The organism is Chitinophaga fulva, from assembly GCF_012927205.1.
In the GTDB taxonomy this organism is placed as follows: domain Bacteria; phylum Bacteroidota; class Bacteroidia; order Chitinophagales; family Chitinophagaceae; genus Chitinophaga; species Chitinophaga fulva.
Window position 1 is genome coordinate 1128684 of record NZ_JABBGC010000003.1, and the last position, 17281, is coordinate 1145964.

At 50.9% G+C, this 17281-nt stretch carries 17 protein-coding genes; 11 read left to right on the plus strand and 6 right to left on the minus strand.

The window, feature by feature from the left end; translation table 11 throughout:
* Nucleotides 1–53 precede the first annotated feature (53 nt).
* A complete protein-coding gene (locus HHL17_RS27925) occupies nucleotides 54–1190 on the minus strand; it encodes a FecR family protein (RefSeq protein WP_169228113.1) in 1137 nt (378 codons plus the stop codon).
* A gap of 80 nt (nucleotides 1191–1270) precedes the next feature.
* Nucleotides 1271–1861 carry an RNA polymerase sigma-70 factor gene (locus tag HHL17_RS27930; protein WP_169228114.1) on the minus strand — a complete coding sequence of 197 codons (591 nt, stop codon included), beginning with the start codon at nucleotides 1859–1861 and terminating at the stop codon, nucleotides 1271–1273.
* A gap of 99 nt (nucleotides 1862–1960) precedes the next feature.
* Here HHL17_RS27930 and HHL17_RS27935 point away from each other — a divergent pair, with 99 nt between their 5' ends.
* From HHL17_RS27935 to HHL17_RS27950, 4 genes are all read left to right on the plus strand, one after another.
* Complete coding sequence (locus HHL17_RS27935) at nucleotides 1961–2542, plus strand: Crp/Fnr family transcriptional regulator (RefSeq protein WP_169228115.1); 582 nt, start codon at nucleotides 1961–1963, stop codon at nucleotides 2540–2542.
* A 64-nt stretch (nucleotides 2543–2606) separates the two neighbouring features.
* Complete coding sequence (locus tag HHL17_RS27940) at nucleotides 2607–2786, plus strand: hypothetical protein (RefSeq protein ID WP_206156193.1); 180 nt, start codon at nucleotides 2607–2609, stop codon at nucleotides 2784–2786.
* A 7-nt stretch (nucleotides 2787–2793) separates the two neighbouring features.
* Entirely contained in the window at nucleotides 2794–3246 is a 453-nt protein-coding gene (locus tag HHL17_RS27945; RefSeq protein ID WP_169228116.1) for a nuclear transport factor 2 family protein, read from the plus strand.
* A 10-nt stretch (nucleotides 3247–3256) separates the two neighbouring features.
* Nucleotides 3257–4351, plus strand: coding sequence for an NAD(P)H-dependent flavin oxidoreductase (locus tag HHL17_RS27950; protein ID WP_169228117.1), 1095 nt, complete (start codon nucleotides 3257–3259; stop codon nucleotides 4349–4351).
* Between the two features lie 54 nt (nucleotides 4352–4405).
* Here the strand turns inward: HHL17_RS27950 and HHL17_RS27955 are convergent, their stop codons facing one another.
* Entirely contained in the window at nucleotides 4406–5101 is a 696-nt protein-coding gene (locus tag HHL17_RS27955) for a DUF4304 domain-containing protein (RefSeq protein ID WP_169228118.1), read from the minus strand.
* 84 nt (nucleotides 5102–5185) lie between these two features.
* Here HHL17_RS27955 and HHL17_RS27960 point away from each other — a divergent pair, with 84 nt between their 5' ends.
* From HHL17_RS27960 to HHL17_RS27990, 7 genes are all read left to right on the plus strand, one after another.
* Nucleotides 5186–5611: a hypothetical protein gene (locus HHL17_RS27960; protein ID WP_169228119.1), complete on the plus strand. Its 426-nt coding sequence runs from the start codon at nucleotides 5186–5188 to the stop codon at nucleotides 5609–5611.
* A gap of 66 nt (nucleotides 5612–5677) precedes the next feature.
* Nucleotides 5678–6013 (plus strand): hypothetical protein, encoded by a 336-nt coding sequence (locus HHL17_RS27965; protein ID WP_169228120.1) that lies wholly within the window; start codon nucleotides 5678–5680, stop codon nucleotides 6011–6013.
* 58 nt (nucleotides 6014–6071) lie between these two features.
* Entirely contained in the window at nucleotides 6072–6782 is a 711-nt protein-coding gene (locus tag HHL17_RS27970; protein WP_169228121.1) for an ABC transporter ATP-binding protein, read from the plus strand.
* A gap of 13 nt (nucleotides 6783–6795) precedes the next feature.
* Entirely contained in the window at nucleotides 6796–8175 is a 1380-nt protein-coding gene (locus tag HHL17_RS27975) for a DUF3526 domain-containing protein (protein WP_169228122.1), read from the plus strand.
* A complete protein-coding gene (locus tag HHL17_RS27980; RefSeq protein WP_169228123.1) occupies nucleotides 8159–9604 on the plus strand; it encodes a DUF3526 domain-containing protein in 1446 nt (481 codons plus the stop codon). Before HHL17_RS27975 ends, HHL17_RS27980 begins: the two co-directional genes overlap by 17 nt.
* 2 nt (nucleotides 9605–9606) lie before the next feature.
* A complete protein-coding gene (locus HHL17_RS27985; protein ID WP_169228124.1) occupies nucleotides 9607–11739 on the plus strand; it encodes a TonB-dependent siderophore receptor in 2133 nt (710 codons plus the stop codon).
* 80 nt (nucleotides 11740–11819) lie between these two features.
* Nucleotides 11820–12002, plus strand: a complete 183-nt coding sequence (locus HHL17_RS27990; protein ID WP_169228125.1) for a pinensin family lanthipeptide — start codon at nucleotides 11820–11822, stop codon at nucleotides 12000–12002.
* Nucleotides 12003–12056: 54 nt separating this feature from the next.
* Here the strand turns inward: HHL17_RS27990 and HHL17_RS27995 are convergent, their stop codons facing one another.
* From HHL17_RS27995 to HHL17_RS28005, 3 genes are read right to left on the minus strand one after another with little or no spacing between them, the layout of a single operon-like run.
* Nucleotides 12057–13886 (minus strand): lanthionine synthetase LanC family protein, encoded by a 1830-nt coding sequence (locus HHL17_RS27995; RefSeq protein WP_169228126.1) that lies wholly within the window; start codon nucleotides 13884–13886, stop codon nucleotides 12057–12059.
* Nucleotides 13873–14736: a thiopeptide-type bacteriocin biosynthesis protein gene (locus HHL17_RS28000; RefSeq protein ID WP_169228127.1), complete on the minus strand. Its 864-nt coding sequence runs from the start codon at nucleotides 14734–14736 to the stop codon at nucleotides 13873–13875. The genes HHL17_RS27995 and HHL17_RS28000 overlap by 14 nt, the downstream gene beginning before the upstream one ends.
* Before the next feature lie 3 nt (nucleotides 14737–14739).
* A complete protein-coding gene (locus HHL17_RS28005; RefSeq protein WP_169228128.1) occupies nucleotides 14740–17274 on the minus strand; it encodes a lantibiotic dehydratase in 2535 nt (844 codons plus the stop codon).
* Nucleotides 17275–17281: the final 7 nt, after the last annotated feature.

Genomic DNA, 17281 nt, shown 5'->3' on the forward strand with positions numbered 1-17281 from the left:
ACCCTGTAAGATGGCCGGTCTTACAGGACAGTACAAAAGGACTGGTGTATGATCTACTTTATTACGGTTACTTTCCGTCCTTCAATTTTGAAATGCACGAGATTAGTCATCTCCAGCAGGTTCAGTAATCGGGATACCGGAACATCCCTCGGAATTTTAGCAACAAAAGCGTCTTTGACATCTGCCTGATAGACGACGTCTATATCATAATATCGTTGTAACGCTGACATAATGGTGGTGATGTCAGCACCATTAAAATAAAACAGCCCGTTTTTCCAGGCGGTAGCCTCCTGCAGATCGGCGCCGGCGGTCAGCTGCACAACGCCTTTTGTGTTGACGGCAGCTTGTTCTCCCGGATGCAGCAGTTGCGATGCAGCGCTGGTATTCACTTTCACCGCGCCGCTGAGAAGGGTCACCTGCATATCGCTGCCATCGCGGAAAGCGCGCACATTAAAGGTGGTCCCCAATACATCGATGGTGGTGTTATTGGTAGTAGATGTTACACTGAAAGGCTGGTTGCTGTTCCTGGCCACTTCAAAGTAAGCCTGTCCGGATACAAACACCTCGCGTTTGCCGCCATAAAAAGCAGTGGGATAGGTTAGTGCAGAACCGGCGTCCATCCATACTTTGGTGCCGTCTGCCAGGATAATGGCGAGTGGCTTGCTTCCCGGCGGCAGCTGTAATGTATTAAAGCTGGCTGCCTTGTCCGTACCGGCATATATGATCTGGCCGCTGGCATTTTTAGAGACCTGCACTTGTCCCTGTACGGCAAGGGTGCCGTTACCGGCGCTGTCCAGTTGTATCTGTTGACCGTTGCTCAATGTCAATACAGCATGCTGGCCAACAGGGGCTGGCACATCATTCCGGAAGCGGACTGCCTGCGGCTGCAACGGTTCCGGTTGCCGATGTTGCAGGGAATAGTAACCGCTGCCCAGCAGCAGGGCCACTGCCGCAGCTGCGGCCCATTTGTACCAGTGTACCTTTGCTCCCGAACGCTGACGATGAAGCACAGGCTGCAACCGCTGACGGATTATATCCTCCAGCTGCTGTTTGTTGCCCAGTACCTGCTCATCCCAGCTGTCACGTTCCTGGAAGGCGTTGAACAACTGGTTATACTGCATCATCTCCGCGTCTGTAGCTGTACCGGATGCAATTTTTTCCGCTAATAATATGGCTTCCTCTTTTCTCATATGTAGCCTATCCTATACATAGGCACTTGCAAAAACACACACCCTTAAAAACGACTCAAATTTTTTTTGAGATGGGCGAATTAATGATAACAGGTCACGATGGGAAGTAGTAACAAGGCGAGCAGGTGAGGCTCCACGGCTGCCCGGATGCGCTTCAGCGCGATGGTCTTTTGCGCTTCGACAGTTTTGATAGAAATATTCAATAAATCAGCTATCTGTTGATTCGTCAGTTGGCCGTCCCGGCTCAGGAGAAAAATCTCCCGGCATTTTTCGGGAAGGGTGTTCACCACCTGTGTGATGATTATTTTCAGATCGTTCAGCTCCAGGAAGTCCTGCGGACCGGGTGTTTCCGGCAGCAACAGGCCAGCCAGCTCGGTATAAAATTCGTCCCGGATTTTACCGGAACGGATGTAGTTGGCCACTTTAAACCGGACGGCACTCCGCAGATAGGAAGGAACAGCCTGTATTTCCAGCTGCTCCCGCTTTTCCCACAGCCAGGCAAAAATATCCTGTACGATGTCCATACAGGCATTCTGGTCACGCAGCAGGTAAAAAGCGGCCTGATACATGCCAGACCAGTGGCGGGAGTAAAGCAGATCAAAGGCTGCCACCTCTCCCCTCTTCAGCAGGCTTATCAGCTCCAGGTCACTATAGGCATCACTCCTTATCAAATTATTTCTTTTTCTGGCACTAAAATAGAAAAAGACTAACAGAAACAGTACACCTCTCCTTAAAATCAATGCTGTAAAAGAAATAATTATCTTCACCTTATGCAACCCGCAGAAATATTACAAGCACATATAGCCAGAACGGCCACATTAACGCCGGAAGAACATGCCTATTTTTTTTCACATTTCAAACCGGTCTCCTTTAAAAAAGGACAGGCAGTCATCCGCGAGGGCGACAAAGTGGAGCACGAGTACTTCGTGCTGTCTGGTTGTCTGAAAGCTTTCTTCATCAATGACCAGATCAAAATGCATATCCTGCAATTTGCTATGCCTACCTGGTGGACCTCCGACTATCATGCTTTATATAGCCAAAGTAAGGCTACTATTAATGTGGACTGTATTACAGATGCCGGGTTGCTGGCGCTTTCCAATACAGACCGGGAGAAACTTTGCAGGGAACTACGCCAGGTGGAGTATTTTTTTCGCTGGCGTACCAATAAAGGTTATGTAGCCGCACAGCAACGTCTGCTGTCGTTTATGAACAACGACGCCAAAACACGCTATGAGGAGCTATTACAGCTATATCCACAGCTACATCACCTGGTGCCCAAGCACCTGATTGCTGCCTACCTGGGCGTTTCCCGGGAAACCCTGAGCCGGTTGTACAATACTGTTAAAAAGTGATCCAGGTCACATAATCACCCCCGGATTCCGGTGTTACTTTGTATCAAAACAAACACACCAGCAAATGAAAACACAACAATTTGACATCGACACGCTGACCGGCAACGGCAAAATCGTCATTGCCAGGACATTGTACAGTATAAAATACCGTTCAGGGAACTTCTTCAAAGATCTTGGTGACACCCTGATCTATAATAACTTTGAGCTGAATGTATCACTGACAGCGAAGGCTGTTGCCCAATAACATCCCCATGAAAACCTTTGTAATGACCGCTTTGTTGTCCTGCTGGTGGTGGGGCGTGAAGGCACAAAAATCGACGACCATGACAATACAACAAAATGACTCCCTCGCCATCTCCGAGGTGCTGGAAGCACATTATTTCAAAGGCATTTATACAGGAGACGTGCCGCAACTGCAACAGATATATCATCCCGGCACCCTTCTTTTTGGCGATGTAAAAGGACAGCCTTACGCCAAAACGTTGGCCCAATACCTGGATGGCGTACAACACCGCCAGAGCCCCAAAGACTCCGGCAAACCCTTCAAGGGAGAGATCCTGAATATACAGGTCGTTAATTCCATCGCCGTGGCGGAAGTCCGCGTGAAAATGTATGATTTCCTCTATCACGAATTTCTCTCTTTTCATAAGATCGATGGCCAATGGCTTATTGTCAACAAAATGATCAGTGACGTAAACGAATAAATTCATCACCATGTGGAACAACACCCGTGTAACACAATTATTAAACATTGACTACCCTATATTCCAGGGCCCTTTCGGCGGCAGATTCTCTTCACCGGAATTAGTGGCTACGGTCTCCAATAGCGGAGGACTGGGCGGATACGGCGCGTATACCCTGAGCCCACAGGAAATCTTTGAAACCGATCAGCAGATCAAAGCCCAGACCAACCAGCCGTACAACCTTAACTTATGGGTATCCGACGCCGATGCCCCCGGCAGCCCTGTCAGTGACGCCGATTACAAGCTGGCCCAGACAGTATTTCAACCTTATTTTGATGAACTGGGCCTGCCTTTTCCGGAGAAGCCGGCGCCTTTCCAGTCGCGGTTTCAGAATCAGCTGCAAGCCATCCTGGACATAAAGCCAAGAGTTTTCAGCTTTGTATTTGGCATCCTGCCTGCCGATATCATGGAACAATGCCGCCGTGCAGGCATCATTACCATAGGCGCTGCCACTACACCTGACGAAGCCGTTGCACTGGAAGATTCCGGTGTGGATATGATCATCGCTTCCGGGTTTGAAGCCGGCGGGCACCGGCCTTCTTTCCTGGCACCTGCAGAAAGCTCTACCATGGGTACTTCTGTGTTGCTGCAACTGGTCCGGGAAAAAGTGAAAGTACCCATCATCGCCGCGGGAGGTATTGCCGATGGCCGGGGAACGGCCGCAGCGTTGCTGTTAGGCGCAGAAGCCGTACAGATAGGCACCGCCTTCCTCGCCTGTGATGAATCCAATATTATGCCCATACACAGGCAGCAACTGTTCTCCCCTGCTGCCAAACACACCACCCTTACAAGAGCGTTTACCGGACGACTGGGCCGCGGTATTAGCAATAGTATCAGTCGTGGTATCGCAGGGAAAGAAAATGCAGCATTACCTTTCCCATTACAATCCACACTCCTGTCTTCCCTGCGGAAAGCTGCCATCGACCAGGAACAATGGGACAAGGTCTTTTTCTGGAGCGGACAGATAGCGCCGCTACTCAAACATCGGAAAGCCCAGGAGCTGATGCAATCGCTCATCGTTGAAACGACCGCCACTTTCAACCGACTGAAAACAACATTCAGCTGAGGCATCCTTCATACAAAAATGAAACAAACCACTATCTCCGGAGACTTCTGATTTTCAGCTGTTGATCGTTAGTTTATTCCGGTAGGCCGCCCTCATGGTATTATCGGTAATATTTTTGTTCACCGGCGGCTTCTGCGCAGCCATTTCATCATAGATACGTTTAGCCCCTGCTGTTAGTTTTTGCTGCCGGAGATAGTTATCAAAGGCCGACTGCGCCTGCGCCTGTGAGCCGAAACAACAGAGGAAGTCTATCGGCAGGTTCTGATGACGGGTATCAAAATGTTCATTAAAAGCAACGCCGTTGGCCACCATATCCTGCACCGCCTGGTCCGTGTCTTCAAATTTATCGAACAACGGCAACGCATAAGTGATGATCAGTTCACACAACTTAGGAATTACATTTTCCTGGTTGCTGACAGCCATGTTCCAATCCTGGTTTTTATTCTTCAGCGGTGTCAGGTTCTCCAGCCGGGTGGCGAAGATCGTTCCGGTGGCGTCTTTATCCTGATGCTGCTGTATTTGCCACTTTTTCAGTTCACCGGAGGCGATGCTCAGATAGGGCCAGAGGGTAATGCCACCATTCCAGTTTTTAACGCTCGATTGAAAATGTATGTCGAAATAGACTTTTTTGTTGCGGGTGGTTTTTCTCAATGTTTGCGCTTTCTGCATGGGTTTAAAGCCATATGCAGACAGTCGTTCTGCGATCTTCGTACAGGCGGTCAGAAATATTTCCCGGGTATTTGTTTCCATCGTCATTAATAAAAGGTGGGGGCTGATGCTATAAAAATACAGTATGCCCGGCAATAATCAACAGAAAAAAACTATATTGATAACATGCTTATCTACACCACACTGCTAGACCAGACTGATCATGAGGCCATTGCTTTAGAAATGGTAACAAATATTTTCAGCCGTCTTCGTCAAAAAGATCTTGAAGAAACCAACGGCGGATATTTTGAATACCTGATGGACCAGGGCACTGCCATCATTCTTTTTTTTATTATCCGGACGCCTGATGAAATTTCTTTCAGATATGATTACAATGTCCCCGATGCCCGTCATGGCACCGCATGGTACAGTGTTACAGATACGCATGACCGCACCACCACAGACGCCGGCGATGAACAATATGTACCGGTCGTTTCTTTTGTAGACATGCCGGCAGCGCTGGAAATCATTACACAGTTCTTCCTCCGGCCGGAAGAAAAACCTGCACATGTCAGCTGGATGCCCGCCGATTTTTTTGAATGGCCTTATTAAAATTTCAGAGAAGATATTTTTTGCAACAATGTTTCATTTCTGAAATACATATCCTATATTTGCTCCATGCACCCAAAACCATTTGACATCACCCGCAGATTACTGGCCTTCTTCCTGATGGCCCTGCTGGTTTTTGTGCAGATGGTAAAACTGCTCCACCATCATCCGGCTACCGGCCAGGGTTATACGACGCATTATCACGGGCTGAATGATCAGCAGGTACAGGCATCACATGCCTGCGAGATCTGCGACTTTCAGCTGGCCAAAGATGCGACTGTTCCGGATTTCATTTCTTCTCCGCAGATACTATCCATTCCATACATTTCTTTCTCTTTCTTTACAGCAAACGGACACCCTGGCGCACAACAAGTGCAGACCAACAGAGGCCCACCTACAGTGTGATCTTTTATCTAAGACCACTTTCCGTTTCTGCTTCATTGTACCCGTATCGCTGTAACTTATGCTGCAAGCTATTGCGTTGACCAAAACATTTGGCCGTCATACTGCGCTGCATGCGCTCGACCTGTCTGTAGCCAAAGGTGAAATTTTCTGCCTGCTGGGGCCTAACGGCGCCGGCAAAACCACTACCATCAGTTGTTTTCTGGGGTTTCTGTCGCCAACGTCCGGAGAGGCGCTGGTAAATGGAATACCGGTGTTCAGCCGGCCACAGGAAGCACGGCGGCATCTCGCCTATATACCCGAGACCGTTACCTTGTACCCTTATCTGAGCGGGCTGGAGAACCTGACCTTTTTCCATTCGCTCACCGGTGAACAACTTGCCAAAGATGCTGCCATCAAACTATTGCTGGACGCAGGTTTACAGGAATCAGCCATTCACCGGGCAGTACAAAGTTATTCCAAAGGGATGCGGCAGAAAGTAGGTATTGCTATAGCCACTGCTAAAAACGCAGGGGCTCTGCTGCTGGACGAGCCCACTTCCGGGCTGGACCCCAGCGCCAGCAACGAGTTCTCCGCATTGCTGCGGCGCTTTAGCCAGGAAGGCCGCGCCGTATTAATGGCCACCCATGATATTTACCGCGCCAAAGAAGTCGCCACCCGCATCGGTATTATGCGGGACGGACATCTGCTGACCATCATGGAAGCCGCTGCAATAGATCACTACACGCTGGAAAACAGCTACATGGAATACATGGAAACATCCACCTGGTAACAAACATCCTGATATGATCAGCATAATTGCCATCAAAGAATGGCACATGGTGTCGCGTAATTACACCATGGCCGTCACCCTGTTGTCTGCACTGGTGCTGTCCGGCATCGCTGCTGCCGGCTCACGCCTGCTATACCGGCAGGAGCAACAGCAGCGGGAAGCGGCCAACCGGCAGTTCCGGCAGCAGTGGGAACAGTTGCGTACAGATGATCCGCACAGCGCAGCGCATTTCGGTACCTATATCTTCAAACCGCTCACACCACTGAGCCGTTTCGATAATGGGCTGGCCCCGTTCACCGGCAATGCCATGCGGATTGAAGCGCATGTACAGCATAACATGGCCACGCCACCACCGGGGCCTGCTGATCTTTACCTGCGCTTTGGCGCGCTCACACCGGCAACGGTACTGCAACTGTTTTTTCCGCTATTTCTTTTCTTCCTGTGTTTCAACAGTTATACACAAGAGAAAACCAGTGGCACGCTGCGGTTACAGTTGATACAGGGCGCCACGCTACGCAGCATCATACGTGGCAAAGCACTGCTATATCTGGGCATTATGGTCACCATACTATTACTCTCCATGCTGCTGTATTTCCCAATGATGGCTACCGGCAGCGCTCTGCCTTGCATATTACTATTGGTGGTTAGTTATGGCTGCTACGCCGGCATCTTTGTGTTGCTCGGCCTCTGGCTCTCTACTGTGGCCCGCCACGCCGGGCAGTCATTATTACTGCTATGTGGCATCTGGTTGTGCTGGCACATCCTGTTGCCCCGGCTGGCGGCAGCTACGGGAGAAGCGCTTTACCCACTGCCATCTCAACCATCTGTACAGGAAAAAATTGATCAGGCTATCAAAACAGGCATCGATGGCAATGACCCCAGGGATGCCCGTACCGCCCGCCTGGAACAATCGGTACTGCAACAGTACAAGGTCAGCAGCCTTGATCAGCTGCCGGTGAATTTCGACGCTATCCGGTTGCAGGCAGATGAAGACTATACACAACGGGTATACGAAAAATATGCGGTAATGACAGACAGCCTGATACGATTACAAAACAGCGTGCAGCACTACCTGGTACTGGCTGATCCGTATCTCGCCATTCGCGGTATTTCCATGGCACTGTGTGGCACAGACTATGAACATCAGTATCATTTTAACCAGGCGGCAGTACAGTACCGCAATGCTTTCATCCGCCGGTTGAACAATGCCATGGCTGATGGCGGAGAACAAGGCCACCGCCTGTATGAGCAGATGCCGGCTTTTCAATACGAACCTCCTGCCACCATACGGGTACTGCGAAAGCTGTGGTTGCCCTCCCTGTCTTTACTGTTATGGTTGATGATCAGTATTTCACTTTTAAACCGTTCCGCCAGACATGCATCGATTCAATAAATACCTGTCCGTAGTGCAGCAGGAATGGCGCCTGTTATGCCGCACCAGGCTACTGCCGGTGGTGGCAGCCATCCTGTTGCCTGCCGCAGTGATAGCGCTGTACTATGGTCATAACGTGTCCGCAAAACAACAGGCTGCTGTTGACAGCCTGCAACAACATTATCAGCAACAGCTGGCCACCCTGCGTGGACAATTACAAGCCGACACCAGCACTCCACAGGGCAAAGCAGCATACATAGCTGCCAGTTGGCCTATAGTGGCCGATCACCGGCTGCACGCTGTGGTGTGGTATCCGCCGGCCCCGGGAGCAGCGCTGTCTATCGGCATGAGCGACCTCGCCAAATATTATTACCCTATAGCGGTGAAAAGCAGCTATACACCTACGGAAGAAAAGATCAGTAATCCGCTGCAACTGGCTACCGGCAATTTCGATACTGCCTTCCTGCTTATTTACCTGATGCCATTGCTCTCTATCTGCACCAGTTGTCAGCTACTATCACAGGAAAAAGAACAAGGCACCTTATCGCTGCTGTTGGTCCAGCATGGCGCACTCACCCGTTTGCTCCTGCTACGGTTGCTGATACGTTACCTGATCTTATTGTCAGGCATGTTATTGATTGGCACCGCCGGCATGGCGATGGCTGTATCTACACATGGTTTTCCATGGCGGGAATGGGCCGCCTGGATGGGCATCACCGCCGCTTGGTTGTCTTTCTGGATGGGCCTCATTTGGTTTGTGATTGCCTGGAACCAGCATACCACCACCAACCTGGTATTGCTTTTCAGCCTTTGGTTATTACTGTTGATTGTATTGCCCGCCAGTTATAGGTTGATGACCAATCAGCCACGGATAGATGACACCGCCACGAATGCCGCGGTGCAACGACAGCTGGAATGGGACACCTGGGACCTTCCCAAACGGCAGCTGCTGGACAGCTTTTATCAGGCCTATCCACAGTACCGTAATGCGCAGGCTTATGATACCGGCATACACAGCTCCCGTCACGCGATGGCTTATTATTCACTGGTAGACCAGCGCATGCAACGTATCCTCGCGGCACAGGAGGCCAACAAACATGAGGCTCAACAAATGCTGGACGCTTCGGTGAGATATAACCCGGCCGTATACACGCAATTGTTGCTCAACAGTATCGCCCGGACGGATATCGCTGATTATGATCATTTCCGTGAAGAAACCCGCCGCTTCCGCGATCAATGGAAACAATTCTTTTACCAGCGGCATTTTCAAGATCAACAACTGACGGAGGCCGACTATCAGTCATTGCCTGTCTACCATCCGTCGTATGATCCCGAAAGCCCTACCCGCTGGCGAAGTGGCATCCTGTACCTGCTGGCATTGACAGCCGTCGCACTTGGCGCCGGGATACTGGTACTGAAAAGAAAATTGAATGATCTCTATAAAATATGAACATGCATAAAACATTACCTGCATTGATAGGTCTTAGTGCTATTTCCCTGTACAGTTATGGCCAGCACAATACCGACAGCCTGCGCAAACAACGGTTGCGGGAAGTCATCGTACTGGATAAAAAGAAAACCATGAAAGCAGACAGTATGGCGGCCACCCTACGACTGGAAGGCCGGTTGCTGGAGACGCCACAAAATATCATCAGTGTGACCAGTGAACTGGTCCGCGAACAAGGCGGACTGGAAATGAAAGACATTGTCCGCAACGCTAGTGGCGTAAAGATGGGTTACAACAGCTCCGTATTCGATGCTTCCACCTCCATTATGGTGAGGGGTTTCGGCGCCATCACGTATGTCAACGGTATGCCGCAACGCAGTACTATGGGCGCCCTCATTGATGATGCTGCCATGATAGAACGGGTGGACTTCGTCAAAGGCCCCGCCGGTTTCCTGCTCTCTTCCGGAGAACCCGGCGGGAGCATCAACATCACCACCAAAACGCCTGGTCCGCAACGTATCCGGCAGATAGAAGCCGCTGGTGGCAGTTTCGGATTGTTGCGTGTATCCGCCGACGTAGGTGCGGCTGTTCCCGCGAAAGGATTTTCCTATCGTATCAATGCGGCCTATCAACAACAACAGAGTTTCCAGGACTTCATCAAAACACGGAAATACATCGCGTCGCCGGTGTTACAATATAATTTTAAGCCCGGCACCTGGCTGCTGGCAGAATACAACCTCATACGCATGACCGCCGACGGAGGCAGTAGTGTTACGCAAACCGGTACCGATGCCGATGTGCTGCAACACCGCATCGGCAACAATTACGCCGGCGATCCCAACCTCCCGCAATCCTATACCATGTCACAAAGCGTGCGGCTGATGTTCTCTCACCGCTTCAACAGCCGCTGGAAAATGACGGTCCAATCGAAGTATACCGCAACGCCAAGCGCAGCATGGTCCCTGCTTTCCGACAACTACTCCCCTGTTAATTTCGACAATACGAATATTACAAAGCGGATGTCACAGTATAGCTATGTGAATGGGCGGGTAGCTGCAGTACAAGCTTATATCAACGGCACATTCAACACGGGCCGCTCGGTAAGTCATCAACTGGTGGCAGGCATCGACTACAACTACAGTAAAGACGATTTCTCCGTAGCCTACGGTCAGTACAAATTCGCATTCGACCGTAACCATCCACAGTATGGCTTGCCGAAGGATAGCGTACAGGCATTGGGCAAACCAAGGCTGATTGTCAGAGAAAACAACTGGTGGTCTGCCTTTGTCTACAACACCACCCGCGTACATCAAAACTGGCTCTTCAACTATGGCGGCCGTTTTACTTTCAACATGCCCGTTACCACCAATGCAAAGACACCACTGAGAAATGAAACCGCCTTCTCCCCGAGACTGGGCATTACCCGCCTGTTCGGTGAAAACACCAGCGTATATGCAGTGTACGACCAGTCGTTCATTCCGCAGGCTGGTGCTGACTTTGCCGGCAACAACTTTAAGCCGTTGCGAGGCAACAGCTTTGAAGTGGGCGCCAAACGCGAATGGTTCCAGCGCAAGCTGATCACGACCCTGGCTGGTTATCATATTATCAAAAACAACCTGTTGGTATCCGATCTGCAACATCCTGGTTTCAGCCGGCAGATAGGACAAGCCACCAGCACAGGTGTGGAAGCAGACATCATCGGACGGCTGTCTGAGCGTTTCACCGTATCCGCCAATTATGCCTATACGTACGCTATTACCAGCAAAGACACCCGCCCGGAAAATGAAGGCACCCGGCTGGCCTTTACACCGGAACAGATGATCAACACCTGGGTGCAGTATGCCATCCCTGTGACTGCGAAGGCCCGCCTGAGCATCAGCGCCGGACAAAGCACTGTTACCCGCACCGCTACCTACACACCAGACGTATACCTGAAAGGCTACACGAAACTGGACGCGGGAGTTGCCTGGGATGCAGGTCGCTGGTATGTGCGGGTAATTGCGGATAACCTCACCAACAAAAGATATTTCTCCAGTGGCGATATTCTCATCGGCTCTATTCATGAAGGCGTAAAAAGCTACTACTACATAGAAGGAGCGCCTATTTCATTCAAAGCCTTTGCGGGCGTGAGACTATAGCCACCTAAGATATTGCGCGCAACAAGGGGATAAGCCGAAACCCCATAACAGTAGGCATAAACTATCAAAAACACTATTTTATGAAAGAACAATCCATCAATCTCCAGCTGAGCATCGACGATCTGAAAATTGACAGCTTCGTTACCAGCCTTGACAACGAAATGAACATGCGTCTTGCTGGTGGTCTCGCGGGCCAGAGCCACCCTACGCATACCCTGCAAACAGATGATGAGGGGCACCTGTGCACCACTATTATCTGCTAAGGTTATACGAACGGAAAGTAAAAGGGAGATACTGATCAGTATCTCCCTTTTCAATTAATCGGCTTTTATAAAACATTGTCGCTGCGTGGAAAGTGTTTGCGCTACCAGCGCCGCGACCGCCTGCTCCCGGTCGGCCGTATTGAAACAGCGGACCAATATCTCTTCCAGCGTGTACCCGCCCTGAAGATGATCAAAGATGGCAGCCGTCAGTTTTCCCACCGGAAAAACTGCCACACCGTATTCACAGGCTTGCAGCAGATAATAATACTCACCCATCTCCCCAGGTTCCTCCTGACGGTCCCACTGCCATTGCGTGCGGCATAACACTACCTGTTCCACCACCGCCCACTTCAGCTGCAACAGCCTTTCTGGCGCGGATTCCGGCTGCATGCCGATGATTTCTCTCCTTCTGGTGTAATATAACAACCCCCTGTGTTGTCTCCACAGGGAAGTGAGTTGTTGCTCAAATGTAAAACAGTCCATCGCCTGCAAATAGCGCTCCTCCGGCAAAACGTTTATTGACTCTCGCAAAATACCTTCCAGTACATCAATACTGTTTACATCCGGTAATATCCACCCATTTTTTCTCAACAGCCGGAACGTATGTGCATAGTGCCTGGAAAATAGTTGCTGTTTGATTTCCCCCGGAGCATACAAGGGCGCGGCCTGTCGATCAACACCAATAACAGGGTGTAATACTCCATCTTCGTGGCAAGGCATCAATACCGAAGCCAGCATATATCCCACGCCGGCCAGCCCGGAGAACAGTCCCGGGTCCTGCATCATCGTAGGTACGTAGCTGTTATACGTACCGTGCGCCTGGCGGTAACGTACCGCCTGTAAAGCCAGCGTTTGTGCCGTTTGCCGGAGTACTGGTCTTTGCAATGCTTCCGCCGACTGCAACAACAGCAAAACAATACCGCCGTAACCACTGCACAGGGTAAAGTCGCCCCGCTTCAGCTGCCGCACATCTTCCAGCGAGCGTTGCACGGCATCTTCTACCTGCTGCAACCACATGGGCTGCTGCATTTGTTTATACGCAAACAAACGGGCGATGCCTATCCCCGCTGCGCCATGAGCCCAGGTATTTGTCTCAGCAGCATCTTTTCGGAAACGCCGGATATCCCAGTGAAAGAAGTCCTCTCGTTCGAGGCTGGTGCTGGTCAGGCGCAGGTCCAGCCAATTACGGCCTGCTGCATCATAGTACTGCATCTCATATTCCAATGCCTGTTCAGCCAAATATTGCAGCCCTTCATCCCTGAAGTACGCCGCCACCTGCATCAGCGCATAGGCGATTCCGGAAGCGCCATGTGAGAACCCGGTCAGGCAGTCGTAACTCATCTTCACGTGGCCCCATCTCCATCCTTTCGGGGCTAATCGCGCCTGTTGGACCAGGATATCCGTCAGGGAGCGGATCAGCGGCAGCAGCGTTTCCTCCTGCGTATGTGCATGCAGGTAAGTCAGCACAAACAGATTCCCGGCATGACCGCTCAGCCAGTCGTCCTGCAATACGCCTTGCAGGATACCTTCCTTGAAATGCGCCGTCAATTCCAGCGCCCGGTCCAGGTAGCGCTGCTGCGCTGTAGCCTCATACATTTTGATGCATAGGTACAACAGCCCCGTGGCGCCGGTGCAAAACGTATAGTACTGTTGCTGTAGCGCCCTGGGATGGTACAGCAGTGTATCCGATGCCGTTATACAAACATCCAGGTAAGGCTGCTCTTTGTAAGAGTCGTATAACCGCAGGTAAAATAAAATAACGCCGGCACTACCGTTGAACAGGTCTGCTTTTTCTGCTATCGTTGACGGTTGGAGACCGGGCAGTACCATCTGTGCAATACGGTGTAATTCCGCTTCTATGATCATTTTATCAGGGGATTCCATAGATATGTTCCAGGCATTTACGGGTGAAATACATAATGTAGGCTTCGTCGAGATTGGAAACGCCGAGGCGGTTGTGCCCCATGTGCAGGAAACTGCCTGCCACAGCTGCCAGTTGACTTTCGCGGAAGCCCAGCTGCCGGTATTGCGTAAAGACATCAAGGTTGCCGTCCGCAAATATTTGTAGTGCCGAAGGGGCATTTCCCTGTGCAATTTCCTGCCAGAGATTTACTGCAGCATGTGTCAGGGCCGGGGCATAGACCAGGTACTTTTCCTGCATCCGTTGCAGGTAATAGTCTTCCTGCTGCTGCCGGTCTTGTTCCGGGAGAAACAGCCGTGGCAGCCATCCCTGTATAAAACGGTGACATATATCCAGCGTGAGCGCGGGTGTTAGCTGCAATGCCTGCAACAGCGCCAGGTTCATCCGGATGGCCTGCGTCAGGGCGGCAGCAGGATTGATCTCCTGCAACACATAGACAGATGAAAGATGAAATTGTTGTTCTGCCAGCGACATCGTATGTACGTTACCGTAGCGGTCGATCTCCGGCACATAGGGTATATACTGCCATGAATCATTCGGCTGTAGCTGCTGCAACGGATAAGTGGCATCCTGCCGATGGGTAGGATATGTGGCAAAATAAATCCGCGCAATATCTTCCAACAGCCGCTTTACTTCAGCCTGCCAACCATTTTCTACGTATAACCGCAGCCGTATATGCGGTCCTCCTTCCCAATAACGGATAAAGAAATAAGGGCAGCCCGCCTGCTGCACCACTGGCCTGATCAGCAGTTGCAGCAGCTGATCATGATCTCCGGCATGAAAGAAATGTACGGACAACCAGGTACTTTGCATAAGTTAGTATTTATACCAATGAAGCATGTGCTCTGTTACCGTACCATTTTGGGAGGCATCCGGAAGCACCTCTTCCAGGTAGAGATATTCGCCCACCCGCGAGAGCATCTTCCTAAAAACGGATACCAGCAATGGTTGTGCGAAACTGATATATTGTGGTTTATAATCATCCCGATGGAGCTGGCCTTTCGCGGCGGTAGCCGGTATATACGGTGATTTCAGAAAAACAAACACCTGCTGCGGCAGTTGTTGCGCTACCAGCCAGCGCTGCAAACGGAGAAAATAATCCGCCTCCGTTTCTGTATTGGCCGGGGTCGGAATGGCGGCAGTGCTGATCAACCAGCCCTTTCTTCTTAATACCAACCGGTCTTCAAAGACGATGCGCGGCATCAGCTGCACTGGGCCTGCTGCGCCGGACAAGGATGCATATTCACGATCTACCGCTGTGATAAAACTCCGGAGCGGCACTCTCTGCTCGGGATTAAAATGCGCCAGCAGCCGGTAAAAATGCGACCGGTTGTAAAATGACTCCAGGCACAGGTCGAATGCGTAGACCGGTTTACCCGTGGCTGTATGCTTCAATCCTAACCGTTCAGTTGCAGGGTCATAGTGCACCATGATATCCTTCAGGGATACACGTTTTTCTGCGGGATAATTATTGCTGCCACCGGGTATGGTGATTTCATCGTCCAGCAGCGGCGGATGTATATTGGCATTAAAAACGGAACCATCGTTCAGCTCCATCATCATATGCCCGGGATGTAACGCCGTATTCCATGCGCTAAAATCCCGGGTGATGGCGGGATCGAAGAGATGCAAAAACCGGCCCGCCACTTTGCCCATACCAGGTAATAAAGCATTTACTACGCCCATCAACGGCCTGGTGCCATCCGGATGAAAAAGCTGTACGAACATGCCCCTGGCCACCGGAGCAGATGCATCCGCAGACTGGCCAACGATATCTACCTGTTCATTACCCACAGAGAGCTGTATCGTTTCCGATATATCCATTACCGTTACCCTGGCTGTATCCGGTTGTTGTTTTTTTACCTGGAGATAATAAGCCTGATAAAAATCTGTCACCGGAATTTGTTGTGCCACATCATATTGTCGTAAGAAAAAATCACGCATACGGTTTCTCTCTTCCTGCAACAGGTCGAAAGGCGTCAGTAACGCACATAGCCGTTCCGCCTTTGCTGCCAGCGTTTCCACCTCAGCGGGCAAAACAGTTATCTGCTTTGTGCTGGCGTCTTCATAAAAAATATCGGACGACTGAAAAGTTCTTGGCGCAAAGTGATTGACCTCAAAAGCAGTAGCAGGCGACCGCGCAGTAGCCATATCCGGTAGCGCCGCTTCGTCCTTCAACCGGTCCAGCACCGTATTAAGCAACGCAGCAGATGTATCCAGCAGCTGAGCGCGGTCAGCCGCATTAGCAGCAGTGTAGGCATGGCGATTAACTTGCAGTGATTGCAGCAGTCCCCGCAACGCGTCGATAGACGCATGTTGTTGCGGACTATGGGAAAGAAAACTGATCAACGTATGGTCCCACGCCGGGTCAATACCAGCGCAACCGATGCCCAGTTCCAGCAGTCCGCTGGCCGACAGTTTCAACAGAAACATTTTGATCTGTTCCCGCGCAGTACCCGGCATCTCCGCGGCGAGGGCATCAATGAGGGAAGCGAGCCGGCATGGTTCCTTCAGCCGGTGAAACAACCACAAGGCCACACTGCGGGCAGGCAGACTTTGAAACGCCTCCACGTTGAAATAGTTCACCAGGAAATGCAGGTGTGTTTCATCCGTCGTGGTAGTGTCATTCAGTTTCACTTCCATGATCTCATTCAGCACCGGATGATGCACCAGCAAACTGCGGAGGTAAGTGAACAAACTGTTATTAAGTCGGATGTTGCTGATAACAGCAGGCGGCTGGTTGGCAGGTGGCTCCTGCCATGTGCTGATGCCGGTATAGGTAAATGTGCTGAAGGGAGATGTTTTAGCCGCTATCCGGGTGATATAACGGAGCAGGCTATACTCATTTTTCAGCTCCCTTGCCCTGAAGGCCGATGGGTCGGCAGCAGCGAAATTGTTCAGCTGCGCATACAGCACGGGACTGGAAAGCAAAATCCCTTTTCGTAGTGCTTCCTCACGGGACCATGCCTGTAGTTGTTGCCGATGTTGCTGTAGCTGCCCATTGTAACAGACCTGCCAGGCTTCATGATCTTGTTGCTGCTGTTGCAGTAACCGGCGGTAGTCCTGCATAGGCACCTGTAAGTCCGCCGGCATTTCCTCCGGTGGTTTGCGGCCATTGTAGACCGCACGTTTCCATCGTAACAGCAGTTGCCGTGTATTGTCATCCGTAGCAGCCTGTATCGCCGTGTACAGCAGGTCACAAAGCTGTTCCTGGTGCTGCCGGAAATCCTGCTCCAATTTTGTTACAGCAGCCAGGCGTGCATCCATCTCCGTTATCTCCAGTACTTTTAACGAGGTGAACTTCATCGCAGCATAACGCACCAGCGCGTAAGGAAAAACTTTCAGTGTCATGTAGTAT

Bases quoted from the DNA above. Each gene is read 5' to 3' on its own strand.
- HHL17_RS28005 (WP_169228128.1), bottom strand. From the start codon at position 17,274: ATGACACTGAAAGTTTTTCCTTACGCGCTGGTGCGTTATGCTGCGATG.
- HHL17_RS27940 (WP_206156193.1), top strand. From the start codon at position 2,607: ATGAAAACACAACAATTTGACATCGACACGCTGACCGGCAACGGCAAA.
- HHL17_RS28000 (WP_169228127.1), bottom strand. From the start codon at position 14,736: ATGCAAAGTACCTGGTTGTCCGTACATTTCTTTCATGCCGGAGATCAT.
- HHL17_RS27945 (WP_169228116.1), top strand. From the start codon at position 2,794: ATGAAAACCTTTGTAATGACCGCTTTGTTGTCCTGCTGGTGGTGGGGC.
- HHL17_RS27960 (WP_169228119.1), top strand. From the start codon at position 5,186: ATGCTTATCTACACCACACTGCTAGACCAGACTGATCATGAGGCCATT.
- HHL17_RS27990 (WP_169228125.1), top strand. From the start codon at position 11,820: ATGAAAGAACAATCCATCAATCTCCAGCTGAGCATCGACGATCTGAAA.
- HHL17_RS27935 (WP_169228115.1), top strand. From the start codon at position 1,961: ATGCAACCCGCAGAAATATTACAAGCACATATAGCCAGAACGGCCACA.
- HHL17_RS27965 (WP_169228120.1), top strand. From the start codon at position 5,678: ATGCACCCAAAACCATTTGACATCACCCGCAGATTACTGGCCTTCTTC.
- HHL17_RS27995 (WP_169228126.1), bottom strand. From the start codon at position 13,886: ATGGAATCCCCTGATAAAATGATCATAGAAGCGGAATTACACCGTATT.
- HHL17_RS27925 (WP_169228113.1), bottom strand. From the start codon at position 1,190: ATGAGAAAAGAGGAAGCCATATTATTAGCGGAAAAAATTGCATCCGGT.
- HHL17_RS27980 (WP_169228123.1), top strand. From the start codon at position 8,159: ATGCATCGATTCAATAAATACCTGTCCGTAGTGCAGCAGGAATGGCGC.
- HHL17_RS27970 (WP_169228121.1), top strand. From the start codon at position 6,072: ATGCTGCAAGCTATTGCGTTGACCAAAACATTTGGCCGTCATACTGCG.
- HHL17_RS27950 (WP_169228117.1), top strand. From the start codon at position 3,257: ATGTGGAACAACACCCGTGTAACACAATTATTAAACATTGACTACCCT.
- HHL17_RS27955 (WP_169228118.1), bottom strand. From the start codon at position 5,101: ATGGAAACAAATACCCGGGAAATATTTCTGACCGCCTGTACGAAGATC.
- HHL17_RS27975 (WP_169228122.1), top strand. From the start codon at position 6,796: ATGATCAGCATAATTGCCATCAAAGAATGGCACATGGTGTCGCGTAAT.
- HHL17_RS27985 (WP_169228124.1), top strand. From the start codon at position 9,607: ATGCATAAAACATTACCTGCATTGATAGGTCTTAGTGCTATTTCCCTG.